The following is a 14,096-nucleotide window of genomic DNA, read 5'->3' as shown; positions in this document are numbered from 1 at the left end:
GTCGGGGCCAGGATCGGAGAGGTGCGGGGTGTCGAGGTCAGAGTTCGAAGGCGTCGGGGAGGACTTGGCTCATGGGCAGGATGCCGCGCGGGGTGTCGACCAGGCAGTCGGAGCCGCCGAGCTCCTGCAGGATCTGGCGGCAGCGGCCGCAGGGCATGAGCAGGTCGCCGGTGCCGCTGCGGCAGGCGACGGCGACGAACCGGCCGCCGCCGGTCAGGTGCAGCTGGCCGGCCATCGTGCACTCGGCGCACAGCGTCACGCCGTAGGAGCCGTTCTCGACGTTGCAGCCGGTCACCACGCGGCCGTCGTCGCAGAGCGCCGCCGCACCGACCTGCAGCCCGGAGTACGGGCAGTAGGCCAGCGCGGCGGCCTCGACGGCCTTGGCGCGCAGGGATTCCCAGTCGACGTCGATCACTGGTCGGCACCTCTGCGGTATTGCAGGCCGTTGGCCGCGGGTGGTCGCAGCTGCTGCGCCGCCACGCCCAGCACGACCAGGGTGACCAGGTGCGGGGTGTAGGCGGTGAGCTCCTCGGGCAGCTCGTCGGTGAACCAGTAGATCGAGTACATCACCGCGGCCGCCACCAGCGAGAGACCCGCGGCGAACCGGTTGCGCCGCCAGATCTGCCACGCCGCGAGCACCACGAGCAGCAGCGCTGCCCCGTAGAACAGGGCGTGCACGCTGGTCTCGCCGCTGCGCAGCTGGAGACCGTCGGAGTAGCCGAACAGCGCGGCACCGCCGAGCAGGCCGCCCGGGCGCCAGTTGCCGAAGATCATGGCGGCGAGGCCGATGTACCCGCGGTTGTTGGTCTGCCCTTCGAGGTAACCGGCCTGGCCCGGGTTGAGGATCAGGGCAGCGCCGCCGATCCCGGCCAGCGCACCGGAGATGATCACCGCGATGTACTTGTACCGGTAGACGTTGACACCGAGGGATTCGGCGGCGACCGGGTTCTCACCGCAGGACCGCAGCCGCAGCCCGAACGGCGAGCGCCACAGGATCAGGTAGCTCGCGGGGACCAGCAGGTAGGCCAGCATCGTCAGCGGCGAGACGCCCGAGACGAGACCGCCGAGGATGCCCGCGACGTCGGAGATCCCGACCCGCTGCAGGTCTTCCAGCTGTTGGAGCCAGCCGGCGACGGGCTGCATCGAGTAGGTGTCGAACTTCGGCACCGGCGGCGACTGCCTCGGGTTCTGCGAGATCGGCTCGAAGATCAGCGTGGACAGGTACTTGGCCGCACCCGCTCCGAGCAGGTTGATCGCCACACCGGAGACGATGTGGTTCACGCCGAAGGACACCGTGGCGATCGCGTGCAGCAGCCCGCCGAGCCCGCCGAACACGGCCGCCGCGACCAGACCCGCCAGCGGGCCCCACTGGTACCCGGCCCAGGCACCGCCCCACGTGCCCATGATCATCATGCCTTCGAGGCCGATGTTGATCACGCCGGCTCGTTCCGCCCACAGGCCGCCGAGCGCGGCCAGCAGGATCGGGATGCCCAGGCGCACCGCGGCCTGCACGGTGCCCGAACCGGTCAGCTGCGGCACCCCGGTCTGGTACGAGGTGATCGCCAGCGCGACGAACCCGACCACGACCCACAGCAGCACCCGCGCCCAGCCGGGCATCTTCCTCCCGCGCTCGCGCGCGGAAGGGGTCCGCTCCACCACGGCGGTCATGCCCGCTCACCTCCGCTCGCCGCGACCGGTTCTGCGGTGTCCACGGCGTTGCCGACCCGCCGCTGCTCAGCGGCCAGTTCCCGGCGGCGCACCAGCTCGTAGGCGACCACCACCGCCAGCACGATGGTTCCCTGCAGGATGGTCACGATCTCCTTCGGAACACCGATGTTGTCCAGCGTCAGCGAGCTCTTGTCCAGGAAGGACCACAGCAGCGCGCCGAACGCGACGCCGAGCGGGTGGTTGCGGCCCAGCAGCGCGATGGCCAGACCGGCGAAGCCGTAGCCGGTCGGGAAGTTGACGGTGAAGGTGTGGTCGCGGCCGAGGATCTCCGGCAGCCCGGCCAGACCCGCGATTGCTCCGGAGAGCAGCATCGCGGTCAGGATCATGCGCTTGGAGTTCACCCCGCCCGCGCGGGCCGCCGTCGGCGACAGCCCCGAGGCTCGCAGCTCAAAGCCGTAGCGCGTGCGGTCGACGAGCAGCGCGTACCCGACGCCGACCAGCACCGCCAGCAGCACCAGGCCGAACACCGTGCCCGCACCGCCCAGCGGGATGCCGGGCACCAGGCCGCTGCCGGGGATGATCGCGGTGCCCTGGCTGTTGCCGCGCATCTCGCCGAAGACCCGCACCAGGAAGGCGATCAGGCCGATGGACAGGGTGTTGAGCATGATCGTGGAGATCACCTCGGACACGCCGCGGTAGACCTTGAGCAGCGCGGCGATCCCGCACCACGCGGCCCCGGTGACCGCACCGACCACCACGACCAGCGCGGCGTGCAGGCCGAACGGCAGGCTCACCGCGCCGGCCACGATCGCGGCCACGCACGCGGCGAGCCGGCACTGGCCCTCGATGCCGATGTTGAGCAGGTTCATCTGGAAGCCGATCGCGGCGGCGATCGCGACCAGGTAGTACGCGCCCGCGGTGTTGATGATGTCCACGGCGGTCGTGCCACGACCGACCTGGGCGACCATCTCCAGCAACGTCGCGATCGGATCGGCCCCGGAGATCAGCAGCACCGCGCTGCACAGCACCGCGGAGAAAACGATCGCCAAGGCCGGCGGCAGCAACCGCGCCCGCCAGGTGTTCACACCGCCTCCTGTGTGCCGGTCATGGCCGCCCCGAGCTGTTCCGGGGTCACCGAGCGCGGGTCCGCGGTGGCGACGAGGCCGCCGCGGAACATGACCCGGATGGTGTCGGACAGACCGATGAGTTCGTCCAGATCAGCCGAGATCAGCAGCACCGCGAGGCCTTCGGCCCGGGCGTTGTGCAGGTGCTCCCAGATGCCCGCCTGCGCGCCGACGTCCACGCCCCGCGTGGGGTGCGCGGCGATGAGCAGCTTCGGGTCGCCGGAGAGCTCCCGGCCGATGATGAGCTTCTGCTGGTTGCCCCCGGAGAGCGCGGCGGCGTCGACGTCGATGCCGGGGGTGCGCACGTCGAACTGCTCGACGATGCGGCGGGTGTCGTCCTTGGCGCCCTGCCGGTCCAGCCACCGGCCCCGGGAGACCGGGCGTCGCGTCTGGTGGCCGAGGATGCGGTTCTGCCAGAGCGATTCGTCCAGCAGCAGGCCCTGCCGGTGCCGGTCCTCGGGCACGTAGCCGATGCCGGCCTCGCGGCGGGCGAGCGTGCCCAGCGAGGTGATGTCCCGGTCGCCCAGCTCGACCCGCCCGGAGGTGATCGGGCGCATGCCCATGATCGCCTCGACGAGCTCGGTCTGGCCGTTGCCCTCGACGCCGGCGATGCCCACGATCTCGCCCGCGCGCACCGCCAGGTCGATGCCGTCGAGCACCGGGCGGTCCCCTTCGGCGGCCGAAAGCCCGGACACGGTCAGCACTTCGCGATCGGTCACTGTGGACGGTCCGTGCTCGGGCACGGGGAGTTCGCTGCCGACCATCATCTCGGCCAGTTCGCGGCTGGTCACCTCGGACGCGCCGACGGTGCCGACCGTGGTCCCGCGCCGCAGCACCGTGACGGTGTCGGCGATGCTGCGCACCTCGTCGAGCTTGTGCGAGATGAACAGGAACGTGAAGCCCTGCTCGCGCATGGTGCGCAGGGTCGTGAACAGCTCGTCGACCTCCTGCGGCACGAGCACGGCCGTGGGCTCGTCGAGGATGATGATCCGCGCGCCCCGGTAGAGGACCTTGAGGATCTCCACGCGCTGCCGGTCGGCGACGCCGAGGCGTTCGACCAGCACGTCCAGCCGCACCTCGAAACCGGCCTGCTCGGCCAGCTCCAGCACCCGGCGGCGCGCCTTGCCGCCGATGCCGTGGGCGCCCTCGGCGCCGAGCACGATGTTCTCCAGCACGGTCAGGTTGTCGGCCAGCATGAAGTGCTGGTGGACCATGCCGATCCCGGCCTTGATGGCCTCGGCCGGGGTGCGGAAGGCGATCTCCTCGCCGCGCACCCGGATGGTTCCCGAGTCCGGCGCCTGCATCCCGTAGAGGATCTTCATCAGGGTGGACTTGCCCGCCCCGTTCTCACCGCACAGCGCGTGCACCTCGCCCCCGCGGACGGTGAGGTTGACGTCGGAGTTGGCCACGACGCCGGGGAACGTCTTGGTGATGCCGGTCAGCTCGACGGCCGGCGGGCCGTCGGACACCGGATCGGCAGAGGTGTTCATGGTGCTCCAGGGCTCGTCTCCACCGGCAGCGAACCAGATGGACGCTCAACAATGGACGGTTTCGGTCCACGACCGGACATCTTGGCGCGAAACCGCCAACCAGGAGGGCGAAAGGAGGAAGGGCACCTCGCCGGCACGCGCGGTGAGAGCGAAGTGCCCTTCATCATCACTGCTCAGGACGGAGGCCGCCGTGGATCAGGGCTTGTCCGGGACCTGGATCTGACCGTTGGCGATCGCGGCCTTGTAGGCGTCCAACGTGGGCTTGAGGTCGTCGATCTTGCCGCCCGAGGTGGAGTAGGTGACCCCGTCGATGGCGACGTCGAACTTCTTCGGCACCGTGCTCAGGTCGTTGCGCGCGACGGCGGCGATGTAGTCGTAGACCGCCAGGTCGATGCGCTTAAGCATCGAGCTGATGATGATGTCCTTGTACTCGGCCACGGTCGGCTGGTTGTACTGGTCCGAGTCGACCCCGATGGCCTGGGCGCCCGCGCCCTTGACCGCGCCGAACACGCCCTTACCGGAGGCGCCCGCCGCGTGGTAGATCACGTCGGCGCCCGCTTCCAGCTGCCCGGTGGCAACCTCGGAGCCCTTGTTCGGGTCCTGGAAGCCGCTGAAGTCACCGGCCGGGGTCAGGTACTCGTTCTCGATCTTGATGTCCGGGGCGGCGGCCTTCGCGCCCGCCTCGAAACCGGCCTCGAACTTCTGGATCAACGGCGTCTGCACGCCACCGACGAACCCGATGTGGCAGTTCTTCGACTTGTGCGCGGCCACCACGCCCGCCAGGAAGGAGCCCTGCTCCTCGGCGAAGACCAGCGGGGTGACGTTCGGCACGCCGTCGATCTGCTCGTCGATGATGGCGAACTTGGTGCCGGGGAACTCCGGCGCGACGAGCTTGAGCGCGTCGGCGTAGGCGTAGCCGACCGCGATGACCGGGTTGAAGCCCTCGCGCGCGAGCTGGCGCAGCCGGGTCTGCTTGGCGTCCTCGGGCTCACCCGCTCCCGCGTCGAGCTCCTTGGTCTCCCCCAGGCCCATGTCTGCCTTGGCCCGGTCCAGGCCCGCGACCGAGGCGTCGTTGAACGAGGCGTCGCCGCGCCCGCCGATGTCGAAGGCCACGCCTACCCGCATCGCACTCGCGTTCGGCGGCGGCATCTGCTCGGTCGTCGTCGCGCTCGTCGGAGCCGCGGGGGCTCCAGCGGGCGGTGCGCTGAGCTGGCACGGCCCGTTCCCACCACCGGCGTCGCCCCCACCCCCGCCGGTGTCCTTCGCGCAGCCCGCCAGCGCCATGGCGCCAGTGAGCAGCAGCGCGACCGTGGCAGCGCTCCTGCGCCGCGTTCCGGCACCCGAGCGCCGTCGGTGACTCGGCGTTCGCCGCATGCCGTTTCCCTTTCGTTCGAGGCCACCGCGCTCCCCCGGCCGCGCCCCCCGGATCAGCGGGGCTCGCGGCGCCGAGCGAAGATCCACTTTCGGGTGGATCACTGCGCTCCGTGCGCGGTGCACGTCAGCCGGTGACGTGACTCTCGAAATTAAGGCTTGACGCTGCCGCTTGGGCATTGCTCGCGTGTCACGAAATGATTTCTTACTCGATTAACAGGTGCGCGCGGCTTGTCTGGTCGATCACAGACGGCTCGGGCGAGTAGGCCGCGACGATTAGTCGGGTCTAGCATCCAATTCGTCAAGGCCCCAGTTCGTGGCCGGTGACGGGCGTGCACCCAACATCGTTTGGGACAAACTGCAACTCGGGGCCGGCCGCCCCTGTTCCCGAACGCGGGGCCGCCAGTCCACCAGCGAGGTTGGAGGCCTTCCACCATGGCCAGCACCACCGCCTCCGCGGCCGACGCACCGGCGCACGCCGAAACCGTGCGCGCCAAGGGGCGTCTCTACCGCGGCGATCTGGGCATGTGGTCGTGGGTCGCCCACCGGATCACGGGCGTACTCACCTTCTTCTTCTTGTTCGTGCACGTCCTGGACACCGCGCTCGTCCGGGTGTCGCCGAACGCGTACGACACGGTCATCGAGACCTACAAGCACCCAGTGATGATCCTGTTCGAACTCGGGTTGCTGGCCGCGGTGCTCTTCCACGCGTTCAACGGCATCCGGGTCATGCTGGTCGACTTCTGGTCCCAGGGCACGAAGTACCAGAAGCCCATGCTCTGGACCGTGCTCGTGCTCTGGCTGGTCCTGATGGTCCCGGCCGCGATCAGCATGCTCACCCGCGCCGTCACGGAAATCTTCGGGGGTTAAGCGCCAATGTCCGTCACCGACGCACCTCTCGCCGTGGAGAAGCCGCGCACCCCGAGCCGGCCCGCAGCGCGCCGCAACAACTTCGAGCTCTACGCCTGGTTGTTCATGCGCCTGTCCGGCGTGGTCCTGCTGTTCCTGGTGCTGGGCCACCTGCTGATCATGCTGTTCCTGGACGGCGGCGTCCACAAGATCAACTTCGCCTTCGTGGCGGGTCGCTGGGCCTCCCCGTTCTGGCAGTTCTGGGACCTGACGATGCTGTGGCTGGCCGGCCTGCACGGCGGCAACGGCCTTCGTACCGTCATCAACGACTACTCCCGCAAAGACGGCACACGCTTCTGGCTGAAGATGCTGCTGTACGTCTCCGTCCTGCTGACCGTGGGTCTGGGCAGCTTCGTGATCTTCACCTTCGACCCGAACATCGGCTAGCGCCGCAGAGACCACAGCGTGGCGAGGCCGCTAGCAGTGGCAGGCGTTGGCTGCCGAAACGCGGGTCCCGCCACAGCCCGAGGAGGCGACCATGCAATTCCACAAGTACGACGTGGTCATCGTCGGCGCCGGTGGCGCCGGGATGCGCGCGGCGATCGAGTCCGGCCAGCGCGCCAGGACCGCCGTGCTGACCAAGCTCTACCCCACCCGCTCGCACACCGGTGCGGCGCAGGGCGGGATGTGCGCGGCGTTGGCCAACGTCGAAGAGGACAACTGGGAGTGGCACACCTTCGACACGATCAAGGGCGGTGACTACCTGGTCGACCAGGACGCCGCCGAGATCATGGCGAAGGAAGCCATCGACGCGGTCCTGGACCTCGAGAAGATGGGTCTGCCGTTCAACCGGACCCCCGAGGGCAAGATCGACCAGCGCCGCTTCGGCGGGCACACCCGCGACCACGGCAAGGCCCCGGTCCGCCGGGCCTGCTACGCCGCGGACCGCACCGGCCACATGATCCTGCAGACGCTGTACCAGAACTGCGTCAAGCACGGCGTGGAGTTCTACAACGAGTTCTACGTCCTCGACGTGATGATGAGCGAGGGCGCGGACGGCGAGCAGGTCTGCACCGGCGCCATCGCCTACGAGCTGGCCACCGGCGAGATCCACGTCTTCCAGGCCAAGGCCGTCGTGTTCGCCACCGGCGGGTTCGGCAAGGTCTTCAAGACGACCTCCAACGCCCACACCCTCACCGGTGACGGCATGGGCATCGTCTACCGCAAGGGCCTGCCGCTGGAGGACATGGAGTTCTACCAGTTCCACCCGACCGGTCTGGCCGGCCTGGGCATCCTCATCACCGAGGGCGTCCGAGGCGAGGGCGGCATCCTCCGCAACGCCGACGGCGAGCGCTTCATGGAGCGCTACGCACCGACGATCAAGGACCTCGCGCCGCGCGACATCGTCGCCCGGTCGATGGCCCTGGAGGTGCTGGAAGGCCGCGGTGCGGGCCCGAACAAGGACTACGTGCTCCTCGACGTCACCCACCTCGGTGAAGAACTGCTGATGTCCAAGCTCCCGGACATCATGGAGTTCTCCCGCACCTACCTGGGCGTCGAGCCGACCGAGGAGCCGGTGCCGGTCTACCCGACCGCGCACTACGCCATGGGCGGCATCCCCACGAACGTGCAGGGCGAGGTGCTGCGCGACAACGAGACCGTGGTCCCCGGCCTCTACGCCGCCGGTGAGTGCGCCTGCGTGTCGGTCCACGGCTCCAACCGCCTGGGCACCAACTCGCTGCTGGACATCAACGTGTTCGGCCGCCGCTCCGGCATCGCCGCGGCCGAGTACGCCCACGGCCACGAGTTCGTGGAGATCCCGGAAGACCCGGCCAAGCTGGTCGAGGGCATGGTCGACCACCTGCGCACCGCCAGCGGCGGCGAGCGGGTCGCCACCATCCGCACCGAACTGCAGCAGACGATGGACGCCAACGCCTCGGTGTACCGCACCGAGGAGACGCTGAAGACGGCGCTGTCGGACGTGCAGGCGCTCAAGGAGCGCTACGGCCGGATCGCCGTGCACGACAAGGGCAAGCGGTACAACAGCGACCTGCTGGAGGCCATCGAGCTGGGCTTCCTGCTCGACCTGGCCGAGGCCCTGGTCAACGCGGCGCTGGCCCGCAAGGAGTCCCGCGGCGGCCACGCCCGCGAGGACTACACCTCCCGGGACGACACCAACTTCATGCGGCACAGCATGCAGTACAAGGTGCTGCCCGAGTCCGAAGATCCGAACGCGCCGCTCGGGTTGACCGGGTTCCAGGCCGACATCCGCCTGGACTACAAGCCGGTCACCGTCACCCGGTACCAGCCGATGGAGCGTAAGTACTGATGACTGCCGCCACCACAGAGAAGAACGCGACCCCTCTTCCGGACGACGCCCCGCCGATCCCGGACGACGCGGTGATGGTCACCGTGAAGCTGCTCCGCTACAACCCGGAGCAGGACTCCGAACCGCACTGGGAGTCGTACCGGATCCCGACGCTGCCGTCGGACCGCGTGCTCAACCTGCTGCACTACATCAAGTGGTACGTCGACGGAACGCTCACGTTCCGCCGGTCGTGCGCGCACGGCGTGTGCGGCTCGGACGCGATGCGGATCAACGGCGTCAACCGGCTCGCCTGCAAGGTCCTCATGAAGGACATGCTCACCAAGGACGGCGAGACCACGCTGACCATCGAGCCGATCAAGGGCCTTCCGCTGGAGAAGGACCTGGTCGTCGACATGGACCCGTTCTTCGAGGCCTACCGGGCGGTCCAGCCGTACCTGAAGACCACCGGCAACGAGCCGACCCGCGAGCGGATCCAGTCGGTCGCCGAGCGCGAGCGCTTCGACGACACCACCAAGTGCATCCTGTGCGCGGCGTGCACCACGTCGTGCCCGGTGTACTGGTCGGACGGCAACTACTTCGGCCCGGCCGCGATCGTCAACGCGCACCGGTTCATCTTCGACAGCCGTGACGAGGCCGCTGAGGAGCGCTTGGACATCCTCAACGACGTCGACGGCGTGTGGCGCTGCCGCACGACCTTCAACTGCACGGACGCCTGCCCGCGTGGCATCCAGGTCACCAAGGCGATCCAGGAGGTCAAGCGCGCGCTGATGTTCCGCCGCCGCTGACCGGCACTGCCCAACGGCGCCCACCCCGCCCAGGGGCGGGCGCCGTTGTCACCTCCAGGGCCCGTTCGAATTTCGCGCGAAATTCGAGCCCTGAAGTTCGCGTTCGAATTTCGCGCGAAATTCGAATCCCAACACCGCAGCAGCCCCCTGACCTGGCACGACACACCCGGGCGCGGGGGCGCGGTCGAATTTCGCGCGAAATTCGACCGCCACAAGCCGGACTCGAATTTCGCGCGAAATTGGAACAGGGCTGGTCAGGAGCGCGTGGCTCGGTAGGCCTTCCAGCCGAGGACTCCGATGATGGTGCCCAGGACGAGGGAGACCACGGCGATGACCAGGTGGACGATCAGGTAGGCCGTGGGGCTGCCCTGCGCCCAGGAGCGGTCGCTGTTCCAGATATTGCGCATGAACGTGGGCCACAGGAGGTAGGACCAGACCCCGAAGGCCAGCAGGAACAGCGCAACTCGGCGAGAAATCGTCACGAGGTCGAGTATCCGCTGTTACCGGGCTCACCCGATGGCCCGGGCCCGCTACACCGGAGACGTTCATGGACGTGACCCGTTAACCTCTCCCGTGTGCCTCCGCGTCCTCACCGTTCGACGAAATCCCGTGCGAAACAGCCGTTTTGGCCGGTTTTCGCTGCGCTGCTCGTCACCCTCCCGCTGCTGACCACCGCGCCCGCCGCAGCGCAGGCGCCCGCCTGCCCCAACGCCGAAGCACCACCACCCGCCGTCGACACCTCCGAGGTCCCCGCCCCCGGACAGCCCGCCCCGACCCCGGTCCCGGTGCCGGAGACCCCGGTGGGCGGCGACCGGCTGGCCGACTGCGCGCTGCTGAGCGCGCCGAACCAGCCCGCCCCGCCACCGGACGTCGCGGCCTCCGCCGCCGGCTGGGTGCTGGCCGACCTGGACTCCGGCGAGATCCTCGCCGCCAAGGACGCGCACGCCCGGCAGCGCCCGGCCTCCACCATCAAGGTGCTCACCGCGCTGACCGCGCTGCGCGAGCTCAAGCTCGACGACACCCTGGTCGCCACCCAGGAGGACGCCAACCAGGAGGGCACCCGCATCGGCCTGCTGCCCGGGATGACCTACAGCGTCGGCCAGGTCTTCCAGGCGATGCTGATGGGCTCCGGCAACGACGCCGCGCACGCGCTGGCCGTGAAGATGGGCGGCGTACCGGCGACCCTGGAGAAGATGAACGCCCTGGCCGCCGAGATCGGCGCCCTGGACACCCGCGCGGCGACGCCGTCCGGTCTGGACGGTCCGGGCATGAGCACCTCCGCCTACGACCTGGCCGCGATCTTCCGGGTCGCGATGCGCGAAGAAGCCTTCGCCAACGCCATCGCCACCCCGATGATGTTCCTGCCAGGAGCTCCCGGACAGCCGCCGTTCGAGCTGTGGAGCGACAACCAGGTGCTGCGCAACTACCCGGGCGGCCTGGGCGGCAAGACCGGGTTCACCGACGACGCGCGGCACACCTTCATCGGCTCCGCGCAACGCGACGGGCGCCGCCTGGTGGCGGTGATGGTGCGCGGCGAGAACCAGCCGGTGCGGCTGTCGCACCAGACGATGGCGCTGCTCGACTACGGCTTCTCGCTGCCCAGGGGCAGCTCGGTGGGCGAGCTGGTGACGACCTCACCGCGCGCCCCCGAAGCGGCCCCGGCCGCGCGGGCCGACGTGCCGCCACCCGCGGCGGTCGGTGTCGGCCAGTCGTCGTTCTTCGGCAGCATCACCGGACCGCTGTTCCTGCTCGCGGTCGCCCTCGTCGCGGTCGCCGTCGCGGTGCTCCTCCGCAGGCGCAGGGCCCAGCTCGCCCAAGCACGACGCCAGGCCTCGGCCGAGAGCGCCGAACACCCCTGATGACCCGCTCCTGACCGGTCTCGCCCGCGAGGCCGGTCAGGACTTGCCGCGGGGCCTGCTCGGCTTGCGGAGCAGCCAGCCGGCCACCGCTCCGGCGCCGATCATGCCCGCTGCGGTGCGGAGGCCGGCGCCCCTGCGGACCCGCACGGCGGGGCGGATGATCGCCGGGCCCGGAGCCGCGACCGGATCGGGCTTGAGGTTCTCCGACGCCGTGGCGGTCCACGCGGTGGCGAAGAGGATGAAGCGCGACATCAGGTTCGCGAACACCAGCAGACCCAGGATCGGGCCGAACGCGGCACCGGCGGGCGAGTTCGTGACGGTGTTCAGGTAGATCACGCCGACCTGCTTGAGGACCTCGAACCCCAGGGCGGCGAACAGCGCGCCCCAGACGGCGCTGCGCAGGGACACCGGGCTGCGCGGCAGCCGCGCCAGCACCCACACGAACACCAGCCACCCGGCCAGCAGCGACAGCAGGATCGACAGCACCCGCAGCACGATCCCGGCGATGACGCTGCGCTCGAACCCGGCGGCTTCCAGCAGCAGCCGTCCGACCCCGCCGCCCAGCGCGCTGATGCCGAACGACAGCGCCATCGCCAGGCCGAGGCCCAGCAGCGACAGCAGGTCGGAGCCCATCCTCTTGAGCATCGGCTGCGGTGTCGGGATCTGCGTCCACTGCGCGGTCAGCGCCTCGCGCAGGTTCGTCATCCAGCCCAGGCCCGAGTACAGGGCGGTGAGCAGACCGATGACCCCGACCGCTCCGGCCTGCTTGATGGCCTGGTCGACGACCCGGTTGAGCATGTCGCTCATCGCCGGGCTCGGGACCGCCGTGGTGATCGAGTTCTTCAGGCTCGCCAGCAGCTCGGGGTTTCCGCTCAGCACGAAGCCGGCCACCGCGAACCCGATCATCAGCAGCGGCACCAGGGCCAGCACGCTGAAGTAGGTGATCGCGGCGGCGTAGTAGTCGCCGTACTGCTGCTGGTACCGGCCGAAGGCCCGGATCAACCGGTCGAGCCACGCGTGCCGCTGTCGCAACCGGGCCAGGCGGCCCGGTTGCTCCTGTTGATCCGCCATGGTGCGCCTCCCACCAAACGGCTATCCCCCGAACGGTGGCAGGCTACCCGCAGTTGATCACTTCAGCGCAGCGGAGAAAGGAATCCCACCCGATCGAACACGGTGCGCAGGGTCTGCGAGGAGACCTCGCGGGCCTTCTCCGCTCCCCGGTGCAGGACCTTGTCCAGCTCGGCCGGGTCGGTGAGGTAGGCGTTGACCTTCTCCTGCAGCGGCGTCACGAACTCGACGACGACCTCGCCCAGCTCCTTCTTCAGGTCGCCGTACCCGCGTCCTTCGTAGGCGGTTTCGAGCTCGGCGACGCTCTGCCCGGTCAGCGCCGAGTAGATCGCCAGCAGGTTGGAGACGCCGGGCTTGTTCTCCACGTCGTAGCGGATCTCGCGACCGGTGTCGGTGACCGCGGAGCGGATCTTCTTCGCCGAGCGCTTCGGGTCCTCCATCAGCTCGATCACGCCGCTGGGAACCGACTTGCTCATCTTGGAGGTCGGGTCCTGCAGGTCGTAGATCTTGGCGGTGTCCTTCGGGATGTGGGCCGCCGGAACCGTGAAGGTCTTGCCGAAGCGGGAGTTGAAGCGCTGCGCGAGGTTGCGGGTGAGCTCCAGGTGCTGGCGCTGGTCCTCGCCGACCGGAACGGCGTCGGCCTGGTAGACGAGGATGTCCGCGGCCTGCAGGACCGGGTAGGTGAACAGGCCGACGCTGACGTGGTCGGCCTCCTGGCGGGAGGACTTGTCCTTGAACTGGGTCATCCGCCCGGCTTCGCCGAATCCGGCCATGCACTCCAGGACCCAGGACAGCTGCGCGTGCTCGGGGACGTGGCTCTGCACGAACAGCGCGGAGCGGTCGGGGTCGATGCCGAGGGCGAGCAGCTGCGCCGCGGAGACCCGGGTGCGCTGCCGGAGCAGCTCCGGGTCCTGCTCGACGGTGATCGCGTGCAGGTCGACGACGCTGTAGAAGCACTCGTAGGTGTCCTGCATGGGGACCCATTCCCGCAGGGCGCCGAGGTAGTTGCCGAGGTGGAAGGAGTCGGCGGTCGGCTGGATGCCGGAGAGGACGCGGGGCCGGCCCGCGGACTGTTCGCTGGTCTGGGTTGCGGGGCTGTCGCTGCTCACGAAGCTGATTCTCGCAAGCGCCGCCTCGCGCGCGGGACCGGGTTCAACCCTTGCGCTGGTTCTCCGGCTGGATCTTCTTCTTGCGGAAGACCCCGACGACCATGCCGGCGACGCCGAGCACGACGGCGCTCAGGCCGACCGGGCCGAGCGAGTCCATCGACGGAGCCGCCATCACGGCCACCTCGGACTGGGCTTCGGCGAAGCCCGTGGTGACCGGCATCAGCGTTGCCACCACGGCGCCAGGCGCGGACACTCGCCTGATCACGCGAGATATTCGGCTACGCAAGAGCGTGCCTCCCTGCGGAAGTTGACCCTGTTGAGGGCCCTCTACTCGTGTGGTCCGGTGGCGGACAGTACCGACCGCCCGTTGCGATCGCGGTTGCCTTGCGTAAACCAACCACGACAGGGTGATCATATTTTCCGGACCTGAGTAGCTTCCCCCGG

At 69.3% G+C, this 14,096-nt stretch carries 14 protein-coding genes; 5 read left to right on the top strand and 9 right to left on the bottom strand.

All coding sequences use genetic code 11. The features are described 5' to 3' along the window. Nucleotides 1-37 precede the first annotated feature (37 nt). The 5 genes from KBO27_RS13990 to KBO27_RS13970 all read right to left on the bottom strand — a co-directional run bounded on the left by KBO27_RS13990 (nucleotide 38) and on the right by KBO27_RS13970 (nucleotide 5,656). Nucleotides 38-415: a cytidine deaminase gene (locus KBO27_RS13990; RefSeq protein WP_210970442.1), complete on the bottom strand. Its 378-nt coding sequence runs from the start codon at nucleotides 413-415 to the stop codon at nucleotides 38-40. Further along, nucleotides 412-1,668, bottom strand: a complete 1,257-nt coding sequence (locus KBO27_RS13985; protein ID WP_210970441.1) for an ABC transporter permease — start codon at nucleotides 1,666-1,668, stop codon at nucleotides 412-414. The genes KBO27_RS13990 and KBO27_RS13985 overlap by 4 nt, the downstream gene beginning before the upstream one ends. Further along, complete coding sequence (locus KBO27_RS13980; protein ID WP_210970440.1) at nucleotides 1,665-2,753, bottom strand: ABC transporter permease; 1,089 nt, start codon at nucleotides 2,751-2,753, stop codon at nucleotides 1,665-1,667. Before KBO27_RS13980 ends, KBO27_RS13985 begins: the two co-directional genes overlap by 4 nt. After that, complete coding sequence (locus KBO27_RS13975; RefSeq protein ID WP_246537244.1) at nucleotides 2,750-4,282, bottom strand: ABC transporter ATP-binding protein; 1,533 nt, start codon at nucleotides 4,280-4,282, stop codon at nucleotides 2,750-2,752. The genes KBO27_RS13980 and KBO27_RS13975 overlap by 4 nt, the downstream gene beginning before the upstream one ends. A 195-nt stretch (nucleotides 4,283-4,477) precedes the next feature. Next, nucleotides 4,478-5,656, bottom strand: coding sequence for a BMP family lipoprotein (locus KBO27_RS13970; protein WP_210970439.1), 1,179 nt, complete (start codon nucleotides 5,654-5,656; stop codon nucleotides 4,478-4,480). A 432-nt stretch (nucleotides 5,657-6,088) separates the two neighbouring features. Here KBO27_RS13970 and sdhC point away from each other — a divergent pair, with 432 nt between their 5' ends. The 4 genes from sdhC (at nucleotide 6,089) to KBO27_RS13950 (ending at nucleotide 9,616) form a co-directional block, all read left to right on the top strand. Then, nucleotides 6,089-6,523, top strand: coding sequence for a succinate dehydrogenase, cytochrome b556 subunit (gene sdhC / locus KBO27_RS13965; protein ID WP_132685380.1), 435 nt, complete (start codon nucleotides 6,089-6,091; stop codon nucleotides 6,521-6,523). A 6-nt stretch (nucleotides 6,524-6,529) separates the two neighbouring features. Next, a complete protein-coding gene (locus tag KBO27_RS13960; protein WP_132675818.1) occupies nucleotides 6,530-6,949 on the top strand; it encodes a succinate dehydrogenase hydrophobic membrane anchor subunit in 420 nt (139 codons plus the stop codon). A 91-nt stretch (nucleotides 6,950-7,040) separates the two neighbouring features. Next, on the top strand, nucleotides 7,041-8,831 hold the full coding sequence (gene sdhA, locus KBO27_RS13955) for a succinate dehydrogenase flavoprotein subunit (RefSeq protein ID WP_210970438.1): 1,791 nt from the start codon (nucleotides 7,041-7,043) through the stop codon (nucleotides 8,829-8,831). Further along, nucleotides 8,831-9,616, top strand: a complete 786-nt coding sequence (locus KBO27_RS13950) for a succinate dehydrogenase iron-sulfur subunit (RefSeq protein WP_210970437.1) — start codon at nucleotides 8,831-8,833, stop codon at nucleotides 9,614-9,616. Before sdhA ends, KBO27_RS13950 begins: the two co-directional genes overlap by 1 nt. Before the next feature lie 254 nt (nucleotides 9,617-9,870). On the opposite strand, the gene KBO27_RS13945 is transcribed toward KBO27_RS13950, so the two are convergent. After that, entirely contained in the window at nucleotides 9,871-10,098 is a 228-nt protein-coding gene (locus tag KBO27_RS13945) for an SCO4848 family membrane protein (protein ID WP_132675821.1), read from the bottom strand. A 93-nt stretch (nucleotides 10,099-10,191) separates the two neighbouring features. Between KBO27_RS13945 and KBO27_RS13940 the strand changes: the two genes are divergently transcribed. After that, nucleotides 10,192-11,475 carry a D-alanyl-D-alanine carboxypeptidase family protein gene (locus KBO27_RS13940; protein WP_210970436.1) on the top strand — a complete coding sequence of 428 codons (1,284 nt, stop codon included), beginning with the start codon at nucleotides 10,192-10,194 and terminating at the stop codon, nucleotides 11,473-11,475. 36 nt (nucleotides 11,476-11,511) lie between these two features. Here the strand turns inward: KBO27_RS13940 and yhjD are convergent, their stop codons facing one another. From yhjD to KBO27_RS13925, 3 genes are all read right to left on the bottom strand, one after another. After that, a complete protein-coding gene (yhjD, locus tag KBO27_RS13935; protein WP_210970435.1) occupies nucleotides 11,512-12,546 on the bottom strand; it encodes an inner membrane protein YhjD in 1,035 nt (344 codons plus the stop codon). A gap of 62 nt (nucleotides 12,547-12,608) precedes the next feature. Further along, on the bottom strand, nucleotides 12,609-13,652 hold the full coding sequence (trpS, locus tag KBO27_RS13930) for a tryptophan--tRNA ligase (RefSeq protein WP_210970434.1): 1,044 nt from the start codon (nucleotides 13,650-13,652) through the stop codon (nucleotides 12,609-12,611). Nucleotides 13,653-13,695: 43 nt separating this feature from the next. Beyond that, a complete protein-coding gene (locus tag KBO27_RS13925; RefSeq protein WP_132622680.1) occupies nucleotides 13,696-13,905 on the bottom strand; it encodes a hypothetical protein in 210 nt (69 codons plus the stop codon). Between the last annotated feature and the right edge of the window lie 191 nt (nucleotides 13,906-14,096).

The sequence above is a fragment of the Saccharopolyspora endophytica genome (assembly GCF_018070075.1).
In the GTDB taxonomy this organism is placed as follows: Bacteria; Actinomycetota; Actinomycetes; order Mycobacteriales; family Pseudonocardiaceae; genus Saccharopolyspora; species Saccharopolyspora endophytica.
The sequence above is the reverse complement of the archived record's forward strand: the minus strand, read 5'-3'. Positions and strand labels throughout refer to the sequence as shown.